At 45.0% G+C, this 23,731-nt stretch carries 16 protein-coding genes and 1 pseudogene; 8 read left to right on the top strand and 9 right to left on the bottom strand.

The genetic code is table 11. The features are described 5' to 3' along the window. Nucleotides 1-132 precede the first annotated feature (132 nt). Complete coding sequence (locus tag BZL35_RS03390; RefSeq protein ID WP_106182768.1) at nucleotides 133-2,229, bottom strand: UvrD-helicase domain-containing protein; 2,097 nt, start codon at nucleotides 2,227-2,229, stop codon at nucleotides 133-135. Nucleotides 2,230-2,951: 722 nt separating this feature from the next. Here BZL35_RS03390 and BZL35_RS03385 point away from each other — a divergent pair. After that, on the top strand, nucleotides 2,952-4,343 hold the full coding sequence (locus BZL35_RS03385; protein WP_106182767.1) for an L-serine ammonia-lyase: 1,392 nt from the start codon (nucleotides 2,952-2,954) through the stop codon (nucleotides 4,341-4,343). Between the two features lie 257 nt (nucleotides 4,344-4,600). On the opposite strand, the gene BZL35_RS03380 is transcribed toward BZL35_RS03385, so the two are convergent. The 3 genes from BZL35_RS03380 to BZL35_RS03370 form a co-directional block, all read right to left on the bottom strand. Then, the gene (locus BZL35_RS03380) at nucleotides 4,601-7,042 is read right to left on the bottom strand and encodes a primosomal protein N' (RefSeq protein ID WP_420837016.1); all 2,442 of its coding nucleotides are present in this window, start codon (nucleotides 7,040-7,042) and stop codon (nucleotides 4,601-4,603) included. 399 nt (nucleotides 7,043-7,441) lie between these two features. Then, nucleotides 7,442-8,512: a uroporphyrinogen decarboxylase gene (hemE, locus tag BZL35_RS03375; protein ID WP_106182766.1), complete on the bottom strand. Its 1,071-nt coding sequence runs from the start codon at nucleotides 8,510-8,512 to the stop codon at nucleotides 7,442-7,444. Nucleotides 8,513-8,974: 462 nt separating this feature from the next. Continuing rightward, a complete protein-coding gene (locus BZL35_RS03370) occupies nucleotides 8,975-9,670 on the bottom strand; it encodes an MBL fold metallo-hydrolase (RefSeq protein ID WP_106182765.1) in 696 nt (231 codons plus the stop codon). A gap of 175 nt (nucleotides 9,671-9,845) precedes the next feature. Between BZL35_RS03370 and BZL35_RS03365 the strand changes: the two genes are divergently transcribed. Further along, nucleotides 9,846-10,454 carry a septal ring lytic transglycosylase RlpA family protein gene (locus BZL35_RS03365; RefSeq protein ID WP_106182764.1) on the top strand — a complete coding sequence of 203 codons (609 nt, stop codon included), beginning with the start codon at nucleotides 9,846-9,848 and terminating at the stop codon, nucleotides 10,452-10,454. A gap of 419 nt (nucleotides 10,455-10,873) precedes the next feature. Here the strand turns inward: BZL35_RS03365 and rsmI are convergent, their stop codons facing one another. Further along, nucleotides 10,874-11,764: a 16S rRNA (cytidine(1402)-2'-O)-methyltransferase gene (gene rsmI / locus BZL35_RS03360; RefSeq protein ID WP_106182763.1), complete on the bottom strand. Its 891-nt coding sequence runs from the start codon at nucleotides 11,762-11,764 to the stop codon at nucleotides 10,874-10,876. A 484-nt stretch (nucleotides 11,765-12,248) separates the two neighbouring features. Here rsmI and BZL35_RS03355 point away from each other — a divergent pair, with 484 nt between their 5' ends. The 3 genes from BZL35_RS03355 to BZL35_RS03345 all read left to right on the top strand — a co-directional run bounded on the left by BZL35_RS03355 (nucleotide 12,249) and on the right by BZL35_RS03345 (nucleotide 14,761). Then, entirely contained in the window at nucleotides 12,249-12,836 is a 588-nt protein-coding gene (locus BZL35_RS03355) for a phosphoheptose isomerase (RefSeq protein WP_106182762.1), read from the top strand. A gap of 169 nt (nucleotides 12,837-13,005) precedes the next feature. Continuing rightward, nucleotides 13,006-13,752, top strand: coding sequence for a BON domain-containing protein (locus BZL35_RS03350; protein WP_106182761.1), 747 nt, complete (start codon nucleotides 13,006-13,008; stop codon nucleotides 13,750-13,752). 712 nt (nucleotides 13,753-14,464) lie between these two features. Continuing rightward, nucleotides 14,465-14,761: a c-type cytochrome gene (locus tag BZL35_RS03345; RefSeq protein ID WP_245916344.1), complete on the top strand. Its 297-nt coding sequence runs from the start codon at nucleotides 14,465-14,467 to the stop codon at nucleotides 14,759-14,761. 157 nt (nucleotides 14,762-14,918) lie between these two features. On the opposite strand, the gene BZL35_RS03340 is transcribed toward BZL35_RS03345, so the two are convergent. The 3 genes from BZL35_RS03340 to BZL35_RS03330 all read right to left on the bottom strand — a co-directional run bounded on the left by BZL35_RS03340 (nucleotide 14,919) and on the right by BZL35_RS03330 (nucleotide 18,438). Then, entirely contained in the window at nucleotides 14,919-15,956 is a 1,038-nt protein-coding gene (locus tag BZL35_RS03340) for a D-2-hydroxyacid dehydrogenase family protein (protein ID WP_106182760.1), read from the bottom strand. Nucleotides 15,957-16,468: 512 nt separating this feature from the next. Then, nucleotides 16,469-17,098, bottom strand: a complete 630-nt coding sequence (locus BZL35_RS03335; protein ID WP_106182759.1) for a response regulator — start codon at nucleotides 17,096-17,098, stop codon at nucleotides 16,469-16,471. Continuing rightward, the gene (locus BZL35_RS03330) at nucleotides 17,098-18,438 is read right to left on the bottom strand and encodes a cache domain-containing protein (protein WP_146128573.1); all 1,341 of its coding nucleotides are present in this window, start codon (nucleotides 18,436-18,438) and stop codon (nucleotides 17,098-17,100) included. Before BZL35_RS03330 ends, BZL35_RS03335 begins: the two co-directional genes overlap by 1 nt. 76 nt (nucleotides 18,439-18,514) lie before the next feature. On the opposite strand from BZL35_RS03330, the gene BZL35_RS05040 reads away from it, so the two are divergent. From BZL35_RS05040 to BZL35_RS03320, 3 genes are read left to right on the top strand one after another with little or no spacing between them, the layout of a single operon-like run. Continuing rightward, entirely contained in the window at nucleotides 18,515-18,670 is a 156-nt protein-coding gene (locus BZL35_RS05040; protein ID WP_181276541.1) for a hypothetical protein, read from the top strand. Next, nucleotides 18,667-20,733 carry a carbon starvation CstA family protein gene (locus BZL35_RS03325; protein WP_106182757.1) on the top strand — a complete coding sequence of 689 codons (2,067 nt, stop codon included), beginning with the start codon at nucleotides 18,667-18,669 and terminating at the stop codon, nucleotides 20,731-20,733. The genes BZL35_RS05040 and BZL35_RS03325 overlap by 4 nt, the downstream gene beginning before the upstream one ends. A 14-nt stretch (nucleotides 20,734-20,747) precedes the next feature. Then, on the top strand, nucleotides 20,748-20,957 hold the full coding sequence (locus tag BZL35_RS03320; protein WP_106182756.1) for a YbdD/YjiX family protein: 210 nt from the start codon (nucleotides 20,748-20,750) through the stop codon (nucleotides 20,955-20,957). A 98-nt stretch (nucleotides 20,958-21,055) separates the two neighbouring features. On the opposite strand, the pseudogene BZL35_RS03315 reads toward BZL35_RS03320, so the two are convergent. Continuing rightward, nucleotides 21,056-23,578 (bottom strand): annotated as a pseudogene (locus BZL35_RS03315) (DNA topoisomerase III); the annotation flags it as partial. Between the last annotated feature and the right edge of the window lie 153 nt (nucleotides 23,579-23,731).

Raw genomic sequence — 23,731 nt, 5'->3', positions numbered from 1 at the left:
ATTTGGGATACAACACGTGAGTCTTGCTCATGCATCTTAATATTTATCGCAAAAAGTACATAGATTTATGTATCAAAATGAATATGATGGAGCAAGTACTCTCTAATGGAAGTTTGGACATAGACACTGTCATTAGGTTGATGCTTTACCCTCACGGGTGAGCATTGCTTTGAGGCTCGCGAGCCGTTCCTTTGGGCTCATTGTGTTTTCTTGAGGAGTAGTAGGCGGTAGGGCTTCGTCAAGCTGCATTTCAGATACGAAACGTGACATTTGGCAGACTATCGTTTTTCGACTACGGTTGCGTTTTTTACACCATGATAGTTGAAGAGAGCGTTGTGCACGGGTAATTCCGACATACATCAGACGCCGCTCTTCCTGAATTTTTTCATCAGTCAAATTTTCATTGTCACGAATGCTTGGTAGAATGCCTTCTTCTGCGCCAACTAAGAAAACGTGTGCATATTCAAGGCCTTTTGATGCATGCAAGGTGGAGAGTCGCACGGCATCTGGGTCTGCATCACGCTCATCGAGCATTGACATCAGCGCGATGGTTTGAGTCAACTCCATCAAACTTTTGCTTTCATCACCAAATCCATCCGCATTGTGGAATCCGCGGGAGTGTCGATCCTCATTTTCTGGGTGCGTGCCTTTACGTTTTAGCCATTCTATGAATTCGAACACATTAGTCCAGCGAGATTTTGCTTGCCGTTCTTCAAACGTATCGTATAGATAGGTTTCGTAGTGAATGTTTTCTATGAGTTCTTTGATGACTTCCGTAGCAGGATCTCTCGATGCACGTGTAGTGATGTGCTGGATAAAATTGCAAAATGCGCGAAGTTGTTCTAGCTGACGTGTTTGCACGCGTGCTTCAATCGCCCCCATATATACGGCTTCGAATAGTGATACTTTCGCTTGCCCGGCAAAACAACCAAGTATCTCGAGTGTTGTAGTGCCGACGCCCCGTCGAGGGGTGGTGACAGCTCGGATGAAAGCGGGATCATCATCTGGGTTACCAATTAGACGAAGATAGGCACATATATCCTTGATTTCTGCTTTATCAAAAAAAGATTGACCGCCAGAGAGGATATATGGAATTCGCTCTCGGCGTAGCACTTGCTCGAAAATTCTCGCCTGATAATTGCTACGGTACAAGATCGCATAATCGCGGAATTGCGTATGTCGCTCAAACTTGTGTGCCGACAAGCGAAACACGATAGATTCTGCTTCATGCTCTTCGTCGTTCATCGGTGTTACTGTGATTGGATCGCCAAGTCCATGTTCACTCCACAATTTTTTTGCGAAAAGCTTCGGATTTTTTGAAATGATGTTATTTGCGGCCGTTAGGATACGAGATGTTGAACGGTAATTTTGTTCGAGTTTGATGATCTTCAGCGTTGGGAAATCAGTTTGCAATTGCTGGAGATTCTCGAGAGTGGCGCCTCGCCATCCGTAGATAGCTTGATCGTCATCGCCTACTGCGGTAAATGCAGCACGAGGACCTACTAGCAGTTTGAGTAATGTATATTGGGAGATGTTGGTATCTTGATATTCGTCGATTAGCAAATATCTCAACCTGTTTTGCCAGCGTTCACGAATAGGTTCATCTCGAGCGAATAATTCTGCTGGTAAGCGGATAAGATCGTCGAAATCAACGGCTTGATAGGCTTGCAAAGTTGCTTTGTAATTGCGATACACCATTGCGCACTGATATTCATCGTCATTTTTGGCAGTAGCGAGTGCATTTTCTGGGGAAACGAGACGATTTTTCCAGAGTGAAATTGCCGTTTTTACACTATGAATTAGGTTTTTGTCAGTAGTGCTAAGCTGTTCTTGGATTAGTGCAAAGCAATCGTCCGAGGGCATTATTGAAAAATTTGGTTTGAGGCCAATGTTTCCAGCTTCTTTGCGTAGAATTTGTGCGCCAAGGGAGTGGAACGTACAAACCGTCAGTTGATTGACAGGGACTTTTTGACCTTCTTTGCCAGGAGTTGTGAGTACTTTGTTTTGGAGTAACTTTCCGACTCGTTCGCGCATTTCAGTAGCAGCTTTGTTTGTAAAGGTGACTGCGGCGATGTTTTTTGGCTCAAAGCCTTTAGTTTCAATGAGCCATGCAATTTTTTTTGTAATGACACGTGTTTTCCCGCTACCAGCACCTGCAATCACGAGGCATGGTTCATCGAAAAAGTGGATAGCCTGATTTTGGGGAGCATTTACCGAAATGTTAGACATAATGAAAGGCAATCGGTGAAGCGACTGGAGGAGGCAATGTAGCGAATGCAAGTGCATCGTTGCCCTTTAGGTTGGAAAAGATGTCGTAGGCGTATGCTAGACATCTTTTGTTTTTAAATTTTTATGGGGATAAAAGGCTAATGTTGTTGCGTGACTTTCCTATGATATATTGGAAAAGTCATCGTACCCTAAATGGAATACTGAGCGCTTTTTGTTTATCGTTCTCAATACACCTGGTGAGTCGTGTTCTTTTGCTCATGATTCGAATGGGCTGCTAGCGCTTTTATCACTTTTGTGATTTGATGAGCTATATGCGCCAGAATGATGGCGGGGTTGATGACTAAGTAGGCCTATATGGTTCTTTGGGATTGCTGTAATGTTTTTTGCGTTACGCGAGTGTATTCTGAATTTTTTATTGAAGAAAATTCCCAGTGTTTTCGTTGAAGAAGGAACTACTCGTTTGATGAGCTTCAATTTTTATGACCTCCCGATTGACTCCTGTGTTGTTTATGGCCAAAGCAATATCTTTTTTTTCTGAATATTGCTGAGTAATTTTAGATGGATTTTTTCACATTATCACAAGTGTTTTGGTTCAATTACAATGTTGTTCTAGCCTTGGCTTCATAACTTTTTATTGTGTAGGTTGTCCTTCAGAGTTCAGAGTACACATGATTATGTCTGTGTGCGGTCCAATTCTCACTAGAAAATTTTGGAAATTAATGATGGCGGTCTCAGTATTCGATCTTTTCAAGATAGGCATTGGCCCATCGAGTTCACACACTGTTGGCCCCATGCGAGCCGCGATGTTGTTTGTACAAGGCTTGGATCGGGACGGTTTTTTGCCGAAAGTAGCGAGCGTCCGCGCAGAGCTTTATGGATCGCTTGGTGCTACAGGTAAAGGTCATGGGACTGACAAGGGTATTTTGTTAGGCCTCATGGGTGAAGCTCCTGATACCGTGGATCCAGTTACTATTGGCGTACGGCTCGAGCAAGTACGGAAGGAAAAAATGCTCAATCTGCTTGGTAAGCACATGGTCTCATATATTGAAAAGGAACACATGGTTTTCTACCGTCGTGAGGCTATGGCTGAACATCCGAATGGCATGAAGTTTTACGCTTTTGATCCCAGTGGTGAGTTGCTTCGCGAAGGTCGCTATCTTTCGGTTGGCGGTGGCTTTGTTGTTACCGTCGATGCTGCGAATACTCAGGTGCTAACGGCACATGATCAATTGCCGTATCCTTTTAGAACAGGGCGAGAGTTAGTAGCGATGTGCCATGAATTTGATAAAAGTATTTCTCAATTGATGTTGGAAAACGAACGAGTCTGGCGTAGCGATGAAGACATTCGCAGCGGTTTACTGCGAATTTGGGATGTAATGCAGTCGAGCGTATCCCGAGGCTGTGGTATTGATAACCGTGAGGCGAATGGCGAGTTACCTGGTCCATTGCATGTCCGTCGTCGTGCTCCTCGCATGTATTGTCAATTAACACAACGCGCTGAACGGACGTTGTCTGATCCATTATCTATCATGGATTGGGTGAATCTCTATGCAATCGCCGTCAATGAAGAAAATGCGGCAGGTGGGCGCGTCGTAACGGCCCCGACAAATGGAGCTGCGGGCATCATCCCATCGGTTTTGCATTACTATGATCGCTTTGTGCCTGGTGCAAATGAAGGTGGTATTATCGATTTTTTGCTCACAGCGGGTGCTATAGGCATCCTTTACAAATGTAATGCCTCAATTTCGGGAGCGGAAGTGGGTTGTCAGGGAGAAGTTGGGGTAGCGTGTTCTATGGCAGCCGGTGGTTTAGCAGCGGTTCTAGGTGGTACGGTGAATCAGGTTGAGAACGCTGCTGAAATTGGCATGGAGCATAACTTGGGTTTGACATGTGATCCTGTTGGAGGATTGGTACAAATTCCTTGTATTGAGCGTAACGCAATGGCGTCTGTGAAGGCGGTGAATGCATCGCGAATAGCTTTGCGCGGTGATGGTTCGCACTATGTATCTCTTGATACTGTGATTAAGACGATGCGTGAGACAGGCGCTGATATGAAGATGAAGTACAAGGAAACAGCCCGAGGCGGTTTGGCTGTGAATATTGTGGAGTGCTAAAAACGACTGATGTGTCAATGTCTTTGTGAATCAATAGCGCATCGACAGGATGAATCAATTTTTTGTTGATAGTGTCGATGAAGTTTGCCAAGGTATCTATTCCCACCAGCCATCATTGTGTGTGTTTTGATTGATGAGATGTAATTTCGAGATGTGTGTCCTACTTTAAATCCATTAAATGCTACTAACAGGGAGGAGATAAACGGTATCTTTTGGTAAGTATCTGTGTCTTTTTACGCTTTATACTTTGCGCATGGCTAAATTTCCAGCGGATCCACTTCGATATGCCATCGAACTGGAGAACGAAGAGAGCGCAACTTTACTATCCATACACTTAAGAAACTTTGCAGTGCCGTGCGCGAGGGACTTTCAATCACCAATTGTGCCCGTTCGATGCCAGAAATGCGAACCATTGACATCGGTACAGGATCCCAGAGTGATAGGAGTGGATCGGCTAGTTCTGAGATTTTAGCCATTGTACGAGCAATTTTAAGGAAATCCATCGCCTGTGCGAGTTTTTTACTTTCGGCTCGAAGGAGTGCTTGGTGGGTGTAAGGTGGTAGAGATGCTTGGCGACGCTCTTCTAGCTGTTGGTTCGCAAAACCCTCGTAATCGTGACGTATTAATGCATTAAACAGAGGGTGATCAGCATAGCGTGTTTGAATTAACACGTCACCAGGGCTATCAGCACGGGCAGCCCTGCCAGCGCGCCCAGCCACTTGCATTAGTTGGGCGAAAAGTCGTTCTGCAGCGCGGAAGTCATGTGAGAAAAGTGCTGCATCGGCATTAAGTACTCCAACGAGGGTAACGTTTCGGAAATCGTGACCTTTTGTGATCATCTGTGTACCAATGAGGATATCCACGTGCCCTGCGTGCACCTTCTCAAAGAGTCCCTGTGCACTTCCTTTTCGTCGTGTGCTATCCGCATCGATACGTGCCAAGCGCGCATTTGGGAAATGCTTCGAAAGAGCCTCTTCGATTCTCTGAGTACCTCGTCCGAGTGGTGCGAGGTCCAGATTGCCACAATTTGGACAAGTATTCGGAATTCGTGATTCTATGCCACAATGGTGACAACGCAAGCATCGTTCAAGCTTGTGCAGTACTAGATGAGCACTGCATCTGGAACAATCGTTTACCCAGCCGCAAGCATCGCATGCGAGTACAGGCGCGTAGCCACGACGATTCAGATACAGTAGGCTTTGTTCACCACATTTGAGGCGATCACGTACGGCGTCGAGCAACTGTTGAGAGAGGCCCTCTTGAACGACGATGCGCTGACGTTTTTTTTCGATCTCCAGATCGATCAGTGATACGGTTGGTAATACTGCGTCAGGTGACCCGCGTTCAGGCATTGTCATGCAAATATAGCGGCCTTTTTTCGCATGCTTCCAGCTATCGAGTGAGGGAGTGGCCGAGCCAAGTATCACAGGTACTTTCAAGTGACTACCACGCCAGATAGCTAAATCACGTGCAGAGTAGCGCAAACCTTCTTGCTGTTTGTATGACGGATCATGTTCTTCATCGACGATAATTAAGCGCAGATACGGCATGGATGCGAGAACCGATAGGCGAGTACCTAGGACGATGCGAGCCTTGCCCCGATGGGCAGAGAGCCAATTCTGAGCACGATCTCCTTCTGCCAGGGCACTATGGAGTATGACAAGAACTTCCCTCGGGAAACGTGCACGAAACACGCATTCAAGCTGAGGGGTGAGGTTGATTTCTGGTACTAGGATGAGTACCTGTGCTTTGTGCTCCTGCAGAACTTTGGCGACGGTTCGTAGATATACTTCTGTTTTGCCACTGCCTGTTACACCATGAAGTATGAAAGGGGTGAATGGTGAATTTTCTAGCCGCGTATCGATTGCTTTCGCAATGGTGGAGACGGCATGAGCTTGGCAAACGGTCAACGTTTTCTCATCAGAACTACTTGATGTGCTTTTGACGTCAGCAGTGAGGCTGGCATCTTTATATATATTGGCAACCTTGATTTGCGCGATATGTTTTGCGTAATCATTGTTTGTGCTGGAGTTCAGGACATTGAATGTCGATTCGGCGGAATTTAAGGTGACAGTTTCAATTGTCACCCAGCCGCCGGCGACCCATTGCTTGATAACTTCTGACGCCTTTGAGCAAAGTGTACGAGCTTTTTGGGCATCGAGCACCCCGGATTCGATGAGTTCCATTGCTAGCCGACGTTGAGCTCGCAACCGGATAGGAACGTTGTCGCGTAGCGAGACAGCAGCTCCTTCTACTAGTCTATAGCACTGGATACTACTCAATGAGAAGAGGCGTGCCCACCGCGTGGGGGTACGCAGATGACCAGGTAAAGCTTGTAAAGCTACTTCGCCAATGCCACGGTGATAGTAGTTGGCAGCAAATGCGATAAGATTCCGCCATTCTTCACTGAGCGCCGGCATTTCTACTAAGACGGTACTGATGGCGCGTAGCCTATCTGGTTTAACTTTACTTTTTTGTGCTAATTCCCAGGCAATGCCAACTATTTGGCGACGTCTGAAGGGTACTTGCACCAATTGTCCGGGTGTGACAGATTGTTCGGTTCGATAGTCGAACAAGGTTGGAAGCGGTGTGTCGAGAGCGACACGAACGATTCGTACCCTACCAAGAACTGGTGATAGATGGTTGGTGCTCTGGGAGGTGAGAGTTGTGTCGAGGTTATGGGAGGCAGTACGATCCAAAATTAAAAAATTCCTGAAAGTATTGGTGAAACCGAATTTCAGTTGGTTTTCCCGACAGCAGCCAAAACCTGTGGATAACTATGTTAAGAACTTATTGAAATTTTCTATTGAGCCTATTTACATCGGGAACACACGTTTCATGTACTTTGCGTCTTTATCAATAAAATCCTTTTTTATCAATGGGTTTTGTATTTTTTTTGAAAAAATGATGCCCTTCGATAACATAAGCTGGGCTTAATGGAAATTTGTGAATAAGTGGATGATTTTTATCGTGAATTTTTATGTGACTGTCTGATTTTTTGCTGAATTTCAAAATTTCAAAGGGTATTTTTGAGTGCTCGACGATACAGGATACGGCTGGCCGTTGTGTATCGTCGTAGAAATTTTTTCGGAAGGTATTCAGAGTGTTTGGCGAAGTTTTCGGCTAAATGAATGAACTTCGTCGACTAACGCGACGACATTTTCTGGTGGTGTAAATTGAGAAATACCGTGACCGAGATTGAATACATGGCCGGGCGCATTACCGTAAGCATTAAGCAACCGACGTGCTTCAGCACGAATGGCTTCTGGGGGTGCTAACATGGCGGTTGGATCGAAATTTCCTTGCAATGCACAACGGTCGCCAACTTGTTGACGTGCATTAGCTAGGTTAATTGTCCAGTCGAGTCCGATGGCATCTGGTCCTGTCTGTGCGATATCTTCAAGCCATTGCCCTCCACCTTTTGTGAAGACGATATGCGGTATGCGTATACCCTCCCATTCTCGATGCACATTCGATAACGCTTTTTGCATGTAATTTAGGGAGAAACGTTGGTAGATGCCATCGGCCAATGCGCCACCCCATGTATCGAACACCATAACGGTTTGTGCGCCTGCTTCGATTTGTGCATTTAGGTATGCACCGACAGCTTGGGCATTCGTTTCGAGGATGTGCATCATGAGATCTGGCCGCTTGTACACCATGGTCTTGACGGTGCGCAAGTCTGTCGAGCCTGCTCCTTCGACCATGTAACAAGCGAGCGTCCATGGACTGCCAGAAAAGCCGATAAGTGGTACACGGCCTTCGAGCGCTTTCCGGATTTCCGAGACGGCATCGAAGACGTAACGGAGTTTGTTTAGGTCTGGAGTGGTGAGCTTGAGAATATCTGCTTCATCGCGTAACGGGTTCGAAAACCGGGGTCCTTCTCCGGCTTCGAATGATAGACCGAGTCCCATGGCGTCCGGAATTGTTAGGATGTCAGAAAACAGAATTGCGGCATCGAGTGGAAATCGGGCTAAAGGTTGCAGCGTGACCTCTGTTGCAAACGTCGGGTTTTTGGCGAGGGCGAGAAAACTGCCAGCACGGGCACGCGTGGACTTGTATTCCGTTAGATAACGGCCCGCCTGACGCATTAGCCAAATTGGCGTGTACTCGGTTGGCTGGCGCATTAATGCGCGTAAGAAAGTATCGTTTTTCAGGGCTTGGGACACGGTGTTAATTTGAGTTGAGACAATCGCTTATTCTACACTACGTCCCATGATGGGAGGTGCGGGATCTGCTCTAAAAAATTAATGGATTGAGTGGAAGAATTACCTTCTATTCGTCAATTGGTTAACGTTTTTAAAGCATTTTTGGTGCTGTAATTGCGCACATTTTATTGCTGTATTAGTAAGGAGTTCTGAGCATAAGTAGCTACATCACTAGATTACATCAAGAGATTGATGCAGCTGGTGTTAGTCTTTGTAAGACTATAAAATCCAGGCGCTATATGCTTTTCATAGCAATAGTGGTTATCGTGGAATAGTGATGAGCATACATGAATACTTTGCCTCTTTATCCTTCGATGAATCAAACTGATCAACTTGGTTAATTTTCATACTGGATGCATAGGGGAATGTCTCAACCTTTTATGCCACCACTCGAGCTGAAGCTTATTTGAAATATGGTTGGGTTCAATATGAATGTTGAGAGATAATTTTTTGAACGGCCATGGATGAATCATTTGATGTGAGCACGGTGTCCGCTACGTACGGGTTGGTTTGTCGTTCTTGACCAAAAGTAGACATTGGGCCGTGGCCTGGAATGAAAGTAACGTCGTCACCTAACGGCCAGAGTTTGGTGCGAATTGACTTAATTAAATCGACATAATTACTTTTCGGAAAGTCGGTACGGCCGATAGAGCCCGCGAAAAGAACATCGCCGACGGAAGCAAGCCTTTTGTTGTCTGAGAAGAAAACGATGTGTCCTGGAGTGTGTCCAGGACAATGGAGAACATCCAAAGTCACGTTGCCAAATGCTACGGTATCGCCATCCTTTAGCCATCGGTCGGGAGTGAAAAGTTGTGTTTTTGAAAATCCGAAACGCGCACTTTGGGTGAGGAGTTGGTTAATCAAGAAGGCATCGTCGATGTGAGGACCTTCAATAGGCACTGACATGTACTGTGCCAGTTTACCGGCTGCACCGCAATGATCTAAGTGTCCATGAGTAAGAAAAATCTTTTCGAGTGCGACACCCTGGTGCTCAATCTCGCTAACAATCCGCTCAATATCTCCACCGGGATCAATGACCGCTGCCCGCTTTGTGGTATTGCAGCACAACACTGTACAGTTTTGTTGGAACGGCGTTACTGGAATTAGAGTGACATTCATGGGATTGCGAGTCCTTTTATTGTAAATTTTCTCAGATATTGATTTTTGTTGACATCGTGCTTTTTAAATTTTGAATACGACGTATTTGTATTTGAAAATCAAGAATCTTCTTCTTTTTGAAAGAGGTATGCAGTGAAAACATAAAAAGTCTAACGTCATGGTAGAATAACTCCTTATGCAAGTACATGATAGGTTCACAAAGTTTGTGGTGGCGGGTGTTGCTGTGTGGTTGGTATCTGCCTGTGTAGTTCCGCTGGTATTCGCCCTGAGAGTACCAGGAAAAACGTTGATTCATTTGCCAGAGGAAAATGCAACTCCGGCAGCAAGTTTTGATTTGCACTGGCCAGGCAGTATACGGGGGAGTGTCGAGGGATTCTCCCTTGAGAATGGGAATGTGCCAAGGCCAGTTGGGGAAGTACCTTTGTGTGCTGGTGGTGATATATTTACTCAGACTGGCACAGCGTCGTGGTATGGCGAATATTTCCATGGCCGCCCTACAGCTGCGGGCGAAACGTTTGACATGAATGAGCTAACGGCAGCACATCTTACCTTGCCACTTGGCAGTTTCGCTTTGATTCGTAATGTGACGAACAATAAGCGTCTTGTTGTAAAAATTAATGATCGAGGTCCCTTTATTAAGGGACGGATCATCGATGTCTCTTATGGCGCTGCCAAGCAACTGGGTTTTATCAAACAGGGCAAAGCGAAGGTTGAAGTCCGCCCTTTGTCTCGCAAACAAGTTAGATCCCTTAATCCGTTGACTGGCGGAAGCGATAAAACCTAAATTAGGTTATCCCCAATGTTAGTTCACTTTATGTATTTTGAGATAAGTCTAAATTGAGGTATATACGAATTTTCCACACTCGTGTACCGGTGGAATCCATTTAGACTTTTTTTGGTCCATCTGAATAGATGTTTTTTATAGTTTTGATCTTGAGGATCGGTAAAATTTCGCTAAAAACGTTGCTTTATTTAGCAGCCTTCCGGAAGGAAGGCTGCTATTTTTGATAGATCATTCTGTTGTTAGGAAAAATTTGAAGCTCTTAAAATGGTGATTTATTTAAAAATCTTGTTAAATATGAAGTGAGTTTGTATGAAGTGAGTTTGGTTTTTGCTGAAGAGCCTTGTTAGCAAGCCTGAAGAAATTTCCGACTCATCAGATGATAGTGAAAATTCGAGATTCTTGGTACAGTTGAGAGGTTTTTATTGATTCATTTTTTTCAACATTAGTGCTCGATTATAAAGTTTATTCCTGGCTGTGCCGGTAATCGCAGAGGTTAGCTGGACTGCATTTTTTATTGAGAGTTCTCTCAAGAGTAACGTGAGTACACGTTCGGTTTCAGAATTTATCCCCGCACTTGCTGTTTCTTCAAGCGCTCCTTCTACCGCTAGAACAAATTCACCACGTTGTCGATTTGTGTCCTTGCCGAACCATGTGACTGCGTCATGTAAGTTGCATTCATGAATTTGCTCGAAACGTTTTGTCAATTCTCGACCTATCAGCAAACGCCTATCTCCGCCGAGTACTTTGGTCATTGTGCTGATTGTTTCCACAATCCGATGTGGGGCTTCGTAGAAAATCAATGTTGAAGTTTCATTTTTGAGTGTTTTTAGCATACTTTCTAGCCTTGTTGATTTGCTAGGCAAAAAGCCGAAAAATATGAACCTTTCGATCCATGAACCTGCTGCAGAGAGCAATGTAACCAGAGCACTAACTCCAGGGATCGGCATGATTTGTAGCCCGGCAGAGCGTACAGCATCAACTAATTGTGCCCCTGGATCGGAGATGCCTGGGGTACCTGCATCCGAAATGTAGGCAATACGTTCGCCAGTCCGTAAGCGCGAGACAAGTTCTTTGGCCACTACGCTTTCGTTATGTTCGTGAGTAGCTATTAGCGGTTTGTCGATGCCGTAGCGCGATAAAAGTTGGCTGCTATTGCGTGTATCCTCGGCAGCGATGACATCAACCATCATTAGCACGTGAAGGGCTCGTAATGTGATATCTGCAACGTTGCCCAAAGGTGTTGCAACGACATATAGTGTTCCGGCAGGATAGGATTGATTGTAAGCAAGTGATAATAGACAATCGTCCATTAGATGATCTCCATGATGGGGTGGGGCGCATGAAGTGCGTTGTAGAGTAAAAAATAACGATTGAGTTATTACATCGAACATACATGAACGTGGGATTCACTCGATGATGCACTTGAAAGCAGTATCGAGGAATTCTTTTGAAGTTGTATGGCAGTATCCGTAATTATTTGTGCTGCTAAGGAGAAATCGAGCTCATTATCCACGATCGTGGAAGCGTATGATGAGGAATAGAGGAGGTGGTTTCGAATTGAGCACTTGTTTTTTGGACTTTCCCCATGTTGTTTAACGTACTAAACCATGTATTTTCATTGATGTATCAGGGATAGTCATTATTGTTTGCGTTGGAGTGGATTGTATCAATTGTCACACTTGTGACGGACTTCCTATGGCGGATGATAGATTCAATTTCGGGTATCGAACTGGATTCGCATTCAGATACGATATTTTTTAACAATCTCTTCGTAAAATAGGCTGCTTTACAGTCATGCTGATTGAACGAATTCAAAAAAACTTCAGGGATAGCGCTGAACTCAAGATGGCAGCGCTTGAAATTTTGGCCGGCCCCATCGAGCATGCTACAGATATTATGTTTGACACCTTAGCTAATGGTAATAAAGTACTTGCCTGTGGTAACGCTGGTTCGGCGAGCAGCTGTCAGAGCTTTGCTGCCGAATTGATTGGCCGTTTCGAACGGGAACGTCCAGGACTACCGGCGATCTCGTTGACGGCAGATTCCTCGATATTGACGGCAGTCGGTAACGATTATCATTTCGAATCCATTTTCTCAAAACAGGTGCGTGTACTTGGACAGCCTGGTGATCTTTTGCTGGCGATCTCGACTTCAGGCAATGCAGCGAATGTATTGGCTGCAGTGGAGGCTGCTCATGAGAGAGAAATGAGCGTGGTTGCTTTGACGGGCTGTAATGGCGGAAGAATGAGTGATACGCTTGCCGAGCTTGATGTACATATTTGTGTGCCACATGAACGTAGGGCCAGAATTCACGAAGTGCATCTGCTTACGATTCATTGTCTATGTGATGGCATAGATGCGATGTTGCTTGGGGATGAATAAACTGAACGTTATTGATTAATGAGGGCCTAGTGCTCTAGATTGACACCCACATGTCTTGGCGATGGTGGCTGCCGTATCGTTGGTGGATTTCCTTCCAATAATACAAGGTATGCGTAGCACTGGTTTTTTGGAGCTCCGGTGAGTTTGACTGAAACAAGGAGAAAGTTTGATGAATGTGCAACGTGTGACTAATTTCGTATGTTTGACTGTTCTTGTAGTCTTCGTGCTGGGTGGATGTGCTCCCTTGATATTTGGTGCTGCAGGGGGGGGAGTTCTTTTGGCGACTGACCGCCGTTCAATTGGTTCACAAACCGAGGATTATGAGATTCAAGTCAAGGCAACGGTTGAACTTGCCAAAAAAATCTCCAGCGAAAAGCACGTTAATGTAGCATCCTTCAATCGTCGTGTGTTGTTGACAGGTGAAGTGTCAAATCAAGTATTGAAAGATCGTATTCTTAAACTGGTGCACGAGCTGAACAATGTTCGTGAAATTGTTGATGAGCTAGTCATTAAAGATGCTAGCTCGTTCCGCTCTCGTTCCAACGATGCTTGGATAACTAGCAAGGTAAAAGCTGCTTTGATCAACACGAAAGAAATATCGGCCAACGTGTTTAAAGTAGTGACAGAGCGTGGCGATGTATATTTGATGGGAATAGTCTCGGCAGCCGAAGGTAAGATTGCGTCGGATGTTGCTAGCCGAGTTAATGGGGTTCGGCGAGTTATTAAACTCTATGAATACCTGTCTTCTACCGAGGCGAAAGGACTAGCAGAGGAATCTGCTAAGCAGGGTATGTCGCCAGATTTGCAAGATGAAACGGTAGAGGTCACAACGACTCCGATTTCGTCTGGGTCAGTCACCCAGACACCGTTGACTAATCCTGCATCAATCATTGATGGGGAAGTGAAACGAAAATAGGCCGCTAGCTTAACCTGGAGTTAATTGGTTTTGCTGCCCATTATGTGACTACTTCTATATATTTTTTTCGATATTTGCATGGTTATGCAGTAGGCCGTTCATTTTAGGTTTTTTTATTTCATTGCGCATTTGACTTTGTTTTATTTTTTATGTTGCGAAATTAATGTAAATCGCTTCAGCATGAAGAAAACCACAATCTGTTTACTATATTCATTTAGAGATTGACGCTAGAAACAAATAGCCGATGGTTAACAATAGAAGACATTACATGCTATCTATGCATTACCACAACACCTATGGATTATTTTTTGTTGGGTACATGTCAACTGATGAGTAAATGCTGCTAACAGCATTACGCTGCCAATAAGGTTCGATGTTTCAGAATTAAAGGACGACAACTTGTCTCTCAAGTCTGTTAACTGAGGCTTCCCCTTAAATGGTGAACTCAAAGAATATGATTAACTTATTTGATAGATCGAGTGGTTGCTAGACGTTGGTTTTTGGGATTTCGAATTAATATTCGAGAAAATTTTGAGCTATAAATTCTTTATGAGGGGCATTGAGGGGCTTTGCAGTTGCTGTTGTATGTGGTGCGTCGTTAGATAGTTTAAAGCTGGCGTGTCTTGATAATCAAATAAAACTCAAAGGAGCTTTTTTTATGAAGTCACGAGTAAACGGTGGAGTATTCATGGTACTGCTAATGAGTAACCTAATGATTTGGACATCGTCAACGCAAGCGCTTGATATCACGAAGGCTAAGCATATCGCCGTTTCGAATGCCTGTATGGGTTGTCACACTTTCGATAGAAAGATAGTTGGCCCAGCTTATAAAGATATCATCAGGAAGTACAATGGAGATAAAAATGCTGTAGCGAAGCTCGTTAAGAAGGTTAGGACGGGTGGTTCTGGTGTGTGGGGAGCAATTCCAATGCCAGCGTATCCTGGATTGAGTGATGCTGATGCGAAGACGGTAGTTGACTGGATTATGATAGGAGCACCAATGAAGTAAGTGTGGGGCAACCCAGTTAGAACATCCTGTTGTATGTATTCGAAGAAGTTCGGAAGTTTGATTAAACTATGCTTATTGATTTCGCGCTCAGATGGTTGTGACGGAAAATGATTTTCCTAAAATAAAAATTTACTTATGGGATGAACGATGGTGTACTCTAATTACCGATCCCATGATCAACAGATCCTAGTTTGCGGTCCGGTAGGATGTTGGGATTGACAAGGGATGTGTGGTTCCCATTTAGAAAATCGATGATGTGTTGGAATGCACTTCTGAAATACACGGCATAACTTTCACGTTCAACATATCCAATATGAGGCGTACAGATGCAATTTTCGAGGCGCAATAGCGGGTTGCCTTGCAGGATTGGCTCGCTATCGAATACATCGATGGCTGCCATACCGGGATTGCCTCGATTGAGTGCTGCGATTAGTGCATTTTCCCCGATTAGTTTGGGATGACTTGTGTTAACGAACAGTGCGGTCGATTTCATCTGCAGGAGATCGCTGAGTTTGACGATGTCGTGTGTCTCTTTGTTTAAACGCAAGTGTAACGATAACACGTCGCTGTTCGTGAAGAGTGCTTCACGGCTGGCCGCGATTTTAAAGCCATCGTTTGCCGCAGCCGTACAGGAGTCATCACGTCCCCAAATAATGACTTCCATCTCGAAGGCTTTGGCAAAGTGAGCCACTTGTTTGCCAATTTTTCCGTATCCCCAGACCCCGAGGGTTTGGCCACGAAGAACTTGTCCTAGCCCAAAATTTGCTGGCATACCGGATGATTTTAAACCGGACTGTTGCCATGTGCCGTACTTCAAACTCGCGATGTATTGTGGAATACGGCGCTGAGCAGCCATAATTAAAGCCCATGTGAGTTCGGCAGGGGCGGTCAGGGGATCTGCACCTTGCAGTACTGCTATCCCACGGGCTGTGCAGGCATCAACATCAATATGATTGCCGACTTGACCCGTTTGGCTGATAATTTTCAGGCCAGGTAGTTTATGTATTAACTGGGCAGTGATAGCAGTACGTTCGCGGATGAGTACCAATATCTCGGCGTCGCCGATACGCGAGGTGAGTTGGCCGACACCCTTAACTGTATTGTTGAATACCTTGACGTTATGGCCTGAAAGAAGAGAAAAACATTCAAGCTTGCGAACAGCGTCCTGGTAATCGTCGAGAATGACAATTTTCATGATAAAACGAAATCAAGCGAATCCAGGTAAGAAAGAATGTAGTCGTTTGGTCGAGCGATGATTATGTGTGATACGTGATAATCACTTGTCACGATTTCTATTTCGACGCAGCATTGATGCTTTTTATACAATGGTATGCTTAAACCTTGTTTGGTCATAATAGTATGGCAGGTGTATTGCAATGGCTGGTTAGGTGATCTTGTTATCTCGATCGAAAACGACTACAGAGACACTGCTACGAGTTAGGCTTCATGCGTTTTCTGATTCATTCGCGATGTGGTCAATTCTGTATCGCCGATGTCAGTAACTATTTGGAGAATTTGTCCTCCTCATTGATCTAAATACTCGGAAAGTCAAGACGTCTTTTCCCCATGCAGATTGCTCTACCTTGATAGTTATGTGAAATGAATAGAGAGAAATTCTTATGTTTTTTAAATCTTTCACGACACGTTGACTAAATTTAAATATACTTCAGCTGATTGGGGCTTCTCTGACTGACCACGCTTTAATTCCTATTCTAATTCATTTGCTATTGCAAACTTGATGAGTTTTGCTTGTCCCTCGATATTCAACTTACGCTTGATATTTAGCCGGTGTGTCTCCACTGTTCGTACAGACAAATCGAGTTCTTGCGCAATTCGTTTGTTAGACAGTCCGCCTGCAATCCTCGTCAGGATTTCGCGTTCACGGGGCGTTAATGAGTCGATGGTGGCGTACGTAGTTGATGCCTGTAAAACTCGGGAAGCGATAGTTGCACTGTAATAAGTCTCTCCTTTGACTACCTTCTCAATGGCCGTGATAATCTCTTGAGCCGGTGCATCTTTCAAAATATAACCACGTGCGCCAGCGCGCACGGCTTGTCGTACATATTCTAGATTATCGTACATCGACAAAATCAACACAGCGATATGTGGAAAACGCGTACGAAATTGGGCTGTTAATTGGAGTCCGTTGGTACCTCTCATGTTGATGTCCATCAATGCTAAATCTGGGACGCTGATCACAGCACGGGCAATAGCTTCATCCGCATTGCCCACTTCTCCTACCACAAGCAATTTTGAAGATTTTTCAAAACAGGCACGTAGCCCATCTCGAACAAGTGGATGATCGTCAATCAATAATAAACGAATGGTGGGAAACATTATGAAGATATAGATTGAGGTAGAGGCACCCAAACATGGATCGTGGTCGCCCCAGAACGTGATTGAATTTTGAGAACACCACCGATAGTTTCCAGCCGTTCATGCATATTGCGCAGACCGATGCCCCATTTTGGGTCACGATAGTCCTGTGCATTATCGAAACCTGCGCCGTTGTCAGTAATATCTAGAAGAATGCCGTCTTTGTCGAACATCAACGAGATGGTTATTTTTTTTGCATTTGCATGGCGATTAATATTCGTCAGGGCTTCTTGTGTAATGCGAAACAATACGGTTTTGAGCGTATGATCTATCAATCGATCTTCTCCCGCAATGATTACTTCAACCGTCAGGTGTGCATGCTGGCCGAATTCGAGCCCTAATTTTTCGATTGCGTCACCAATGCCAAGCTCATCGAGCATTGCTGGGCCTAATGCTTTTGAAATTCGTCGCACTTCCATCAGTACGTTGTTTAGATGTTCGATCGCGACACTCAACGTGAGGTTTGCAGCTGCGGGGGCATTCATTATTTGCATCGCTGTCGATTCCAACAATAATTTGACTGAAACGAGCAATTGGCTAATACCATCGTGCAAATCGCGTGATATCCGTGTACGCTCGATTTCCCGCGATTGGACGACCTGACGTGCTAATTTTTTGAGCTTCAAGTCTGTGTTGCAGTACGATATGAAATTGACCACCAGCCCAGCAATACCTGCGGCCATGAAGCAGCATGCTCCGATCAGTGTAGTCCACAAGAGCGTGAGATTAATAGTCAACTTATTTATGGTGATTTGAACGTCATCGCTACACAGATTACTGCCGATTATCCAGTTCCACTTGTTTAGTTTGATCACATAACTGAACTTCGACATGATTTGCTTTGATGATGGATTTTTACGCATATATCTTACTAAACCTCCACCAGCTTTTCCTTTCTCGATAAGATATTGAGTAATGGACTCATTCTGAACATCTTGAATTTCTTGTATATATTGACTGTGACAGGTTGCAATATCTCCCTTTATAAGGCTTTCACCATTCAGATCGTAAATAAAGAAATAATTTTCTTGTCCGACTGATAGTCGGGATAGCGTGTCGATGATAGCCTTACGCAATTCTGGTGTATCAGGACCATTATGCAATAGTTCGACTATATTACATGCGAGTTTTACGTGATTTTTGAGTTCGATTTCCTTTGCGGAGAGATAGGTTCTTTCTACTATTTTAAGTTGCTGACGTGATAGTACGATGGCCTGATAGAAGATCATCAGTGTGATAGCGATTAGTGCAAAGCTCGCTGGCAGAATCACCAGTGACCAGAATTTTTGTCGTGAGTTCATAAGTTGAGGATCACGGGTTCCTAACAAAGTTAAATATACGTAATATTACTTATCATGTCTACGTAGTTTTACGCTTGTGGCACAACGTACAATTGCCAATACTACAGCCCTTGGCCATGCTTTCGAATTGTTGACCATGCCTGCTGCAGGTTGCCGTGACTCTGTTTACGGTGCGTTCATGCCAAAAAAAAGAAGTGCCGCCAAAGAAGGTGGTGTCGAGGAGAGACAATGAATTATAAATGGCAACATTTGCCGTGGGCCATCGTCGCTGTGCTGGGTGCGTTTTCGCTCGGTACTGTAGCATTAGCACGTGGGGAATCTATTAGTGCCCTTTGGGTAGTAATTGCCTCAGTGTGTGTTTATTTGATTGCTTACCGTTACTACAGTTTATTTATCGCTACTCGTGTTGTGCAGCTCGATGCAACCAGGATGACGCCAGCCTATCGCCATAACGATGGGCTTGATTATGTTCCGACAAACCGATACGTTTTGTTTGGCCACCATTTTGCAGCGATTGCTGGTGCAGGCCCCTTGGTTGGACCTGTGCTGGCTGCGCAGATGGGTTATTTGCCAGGAATGCTTTGGATTTTGGCTGGGGTTGTGTTTGCTGGTGCAGTGCAGGATTTTATGGTACTTTTTATTTCGACGCGCAGAGATGGTCGGTCGCTCGGTGATTTGGTTAAAGCTGAACTAGGCCAGATTCCTGGTGTAATTGCACTATTTGGCGCATTCTTAATTATGATCATCATTTTGGCAGTGTTGGCCCTGATTGTTGTCAAGGCTCTCATTGGCTCTCCTTGGGGTACTTTTACAGTTTCTGCAACTATTCCGATTGCCCTTTTCATGGGGATTTACACACGCTATATTCGTCCAGGCCGGATCGGTGAAGTGTCAATCATCGGTTTTGTGTTGTTGATGGCTGCGATTGTTTTTGGCCAATACGTGCATGACAGTGCTACATTTGCCCCGTTGTTTACGTTTGATGGTAAAGCGCTAACTTGGATGTTGATTGGCTATGGTTTTGTGGCATCAGTGCTCCCAGTTTGGTTATTGCTTGCTCCGCGTGATTACCTCTCAACATTCCTTAAGATTGGTACGATTTTGGCGCTAGCCATTGGTATAGTGGTTGTCGCTCCTGACCTCAGAATGCCAGCCCTGACAAAATTCGTTGATGGTAGCGGTCCTGTTTGGTCGGGGAATTTGTTCCCCTTCTTGTTTATCACGATTGCCTGCGGTGCAGTTTCTGGCTTCCATGCTCTCATCTCGTCGGGTACTACACCGAAGTTGATTGATAATGAGCGTAATATACGTTTTATTGGTTACGGCGCGATGCTTATGGAATCATTCGTTGCGATTATGGCGCTTGTTGCTGCGTCGGTGATTGATCCGGGTGTGTACTTCGCCATGAATAGCCCAGCTGCTCTCATTGGTACAACGCCAGAGGCAGTTGCAGAAGCTGTGTCGAGTTGGGGTTTTGTGCTGACACCTGAAATATTAACGCAGACGGCCCATGCAGTTGGAGAGAATACCATTATCTCGCGTGCCGGTGGTGCGCCCACCTTGGCGGTTGGAATGGCACACATCCTGCACCAGGTGATGGGTGGTGAGGTGATGATGGCCTTCTGGTACCACTTTGCGATCTTGTTCGAAGCACTGTTTATTCTCACAGCCGTTGATGCAGGTACACGTGCTGGTCGTTTCATGCTTCAAGACTTATTGGGTACTTTCGTGCCATCGCTTAAGCGTACGGAATCTTTGGGAGCGAACTTGTTGGCGACTGCGCTGTGTGTGGCTGCATGGGGTTATTTCCTTTATCAAGGAGTGCTTGATCCACTGGGCGGCATTAACACGTTGTGGCCACTGTTTGGTATTTCGAATCAGATGTTGGCAGCGATTGCTCTGATCTTGTCAACTGTAGTGCTCTTTAAACTCAAACGTCAGCGCTTTGCTTGGGTTACGGCTTTCCCGACGATCTGGTTGCTCATTTGTACACTGACGGCAGGTTGGCAAAAAATGTTTGATCCGAGTCCGAAAATTGGTTTCTTAGCACACGCCGCCAAATATCAAACGGCGATTAATGAGGGGAATATTATTGCTCCTGCTCAGTCATTCGCACAGATGAAGCAGATTGTATTCAACGATTATGTAGATGCCGCATTGTCAGGCGTCTTTATATTCGTCGTGTTTAGCGTCGCGTTATTTGCTATTCGCGCAATCTGTATTGCGTACTGTGTTGAACATGTCACCGTGCAAGAAACGCCGTTCGAGCCGTTATCTCCTAGTCACAAGGTTTGAGAGCGAGAAATACTATGTTTGATGACCTTGGCAAGGTGGGCAAGGTTGGGAGCTATCTTGGTCAGACGATACGTCTGATGGTTGGAATCCCAGACTACCAGACATATGCATCGCATATGCGAGAGAATCATCCTGGCCAGCCGGTGATGAGCTACGAGGAGTTCTTTCGTGAGCGACAAGAGGCTCGTTACGGTGGTAAGAGCGGCAGTAGCAGATGTTGCTGAGTATAGATATTGCTGGGTACTGAAAAAATGATTTCCCCATGTGTGTGGAATATTGCACGCATGGGTTAAAGGTCTTTCTTGTTTCTTTGGCGTAATTTTTTCGCAGACGACTTCTCCATCGATTTTTTTACGATTTTTTTGGGCGCTTTGACTTCAAACTCGAAGCCAATCGAGCCGTCTTTCTGCTTAGCGAGATATGCTTTGAAATTTCGTCCAGTGCGTAAAGATTTGAAATTTGTTAGCAAGTCTGTTTTCCCATCGTTGAGCAATTTAATAATTTGCTCTCGTGATATCTCCTGTTGCAGGATAATTTTTCCGCTGGTGAAATCACAGCTTTTGGGATTCCGTGCTGTATTTTCGCAGATATAGCGCATTCCATGTTCGAAAACACGGCTCTTACATTTTGGACACTTTCCCAATGCTTCATGTCCTGTGAAATCCGGTGCTGATTCAACATTTGCATCACTAATTTCATTTCCGAAGTCAAATTCAAGCTTATAAGCGGCTTCATCATCTTTCGATAGCTTTAAAATAGCAGAGAATGGACGGCCTGTCTTACTTCGAAAGCCTGAAAGAGGGCCGATTTTTTTGTTTCTCAGAAGTTCTTCAACCTCGAGAATTTCGAATTGACGACTACCAGGGATTTTTGAGATCGAGAAGCTGCACTGTGTGCAGGCAAATCGTCGATAATTTTCCTTCACTATACCAGTGCAATGAGGGCATGGTGTTGTTAGTGTTTCATAATCGCCTGGAATTGTGTCGGAATCATATTCCTTTGCACGTTTGACGATGGTCTGCGTCATCTGTGTAATCTCACACATGAATGCATCGCGTGTGAGTCCCCCATGTTCTATCTGTGAGAGTTTCGTTTCCCACTCACCGGTTAATTGAGGTAAGGTAAGTTCGTCCACACCTAGACCACGTAACAATGTCATAAGCTGGAAAGCCTTTGCTGTGGGTTGCAACTCACGTCCTTCACGGATGAGATATTTTTCACCTAGCAAACCTTCAATGATTGCCGCCCGTGTTGCTGGCGTGCCTAGTCCTTTGTTTCTCATTGCTTCTCGCCACTCGCCATCGTCAATGAACTTTCCTGCCCCCTCCATGGCTGAGAGCAAAGTTGCTTCACTGTAGCGTATGGGTGGTTTGGTCTTTAGATCTATGATATCCAGGTTGTCGATAGCAATTTTTTCATCTTTCTCGATAGGTACAAGGTTTGGGTTGTCATTTTCCTTTGCGTTAATGGAAGTGTCCGTTACTTTGCCGTAAACGGCTGACCAACCAGCCTTGACGAGAACTTTACCTTCAGTTTTGAAATGATGGCCGCTTACCTCTGTGACACGTTTGGTGACTAGATGTTCGCTGGCTGGAAAGAACACTGCAAGGAAACGCTTTACTACGAGGTCGTAGATTTTCTGCTCAGATTCGGAGAGATTCTTCGGTGTTTGAAGTGTCGGTATGATGGCAAAGTGATCATTAATCTTGCCGTTGTCGAAGATCCGTTTGTTCGGTTTTACCCAGTTTTTCGTGAGGATTTGGTTTGCAAACTGGTAATAGTTATTGTTTTCTTTGAGGACCGTGATTGTTTCTTTGACTGTCATCAAATAATCTTCAGGTAAAGCACGCGCATCAGTACGTGGATACGTAAGTGCTTTGTGCTTTTCATACAAAGCTTGCGCTAGTCCCAAGGTATTTTTAGCTGAAAAGCCAAAACGGTTATTTGCTTCACGTTGCAGGCTGGTAAGATCGAAAAGTAGTGGAGAGAGTTGAGTCATCGACTTTGATTCTTCGGTCGCTGTACCATATTTACCCCGAGTGGTAGCGACGATGGATTCCGCTGATGCAAGACTCCACAGCCGTGAATCACGTTGCTCAGAATCGGATTCGTTTCTCTTGAATTGCGGATCGAACCAACGGCCTTCATAGAGGCCGTTGGCACAGAGAAATGAAGCTTTTACTTCCCAATAATCACGTGAGATGAATTTACGGATTTTTTCTTCTCGCTCAACTACGATTGAGAGTGTGGGTGTTTGCACGCGACCAACGGTCGTTAAGAAGAAACCACCTGCTTTGCTGTTAAAGGCAGTCATAGCGCGTGTGCCATTGATGCCAACCAGCCAATCGGCCTCAGCACGGCTACGTGCAGCGTTCGACAACGGCAACATATCGGTATCGGGACGCAAGTTTTCGAAACCATCCCGAATTGATTGGGGTGTCATTGATTGGAGCCATAAACGTTTGATTGGCTGCTTCGCCTTTGTGTGCTGTGCGATTAGGCGGAAAATTAGCTCTCCCTCACGTCCTGCATCACAGGCATTGATTAGAACGTGAATATCCTTGCGTTTGATGAGGCGTGTAAGTACCTTCAAGCGTGATTCGCTTTTTGTAATCGGCTTTAGATCGAAGTAGGGCGGGATGATTGGTAGATGCGCGAAGCTCCACTTGCCGCGTTTGACTTCGTAATCTTGAGGTGCCCCAATTTCGACTAAATGACCCAAAGCTGATGAAATGACGTAATCATCTTTTTCGAAGTACTCGTCATGTTTTGTGAAGCCGCCCAGTGCCTTTGCAATGTCATTTGCAACAGATGGTTTTTCCGCAATGATCAGAGCTTTAGACATGGCGTTCGGTAATACGTTCGGTAATAGAGTAGAAAGTTTAGCCTCGCGTCATTTCTTTGTCTTCATAACAAAAAAATGCTGTCGGCACCCTTGTAAGGCTAAGAGTCAGAAGCGGCACATAATAAGCGCTTGCTTAGCAATCGACAAGGCATC

The sequence above is a fragment of the Candidatus Pandoraea novymonadis genome, assembly GCF_003004665.1.
GTDB classification, from domain to species: domain Bacteria; phylum Pseudomonadota; class Gammaproteobacteria; order Burkholderiales; family Burkholderiaceae; genus Pandoraea; species Pandoraea novymonadis.
This window is presented reverse-complemented; position numbering and strand designations above follow the sequence as displayed.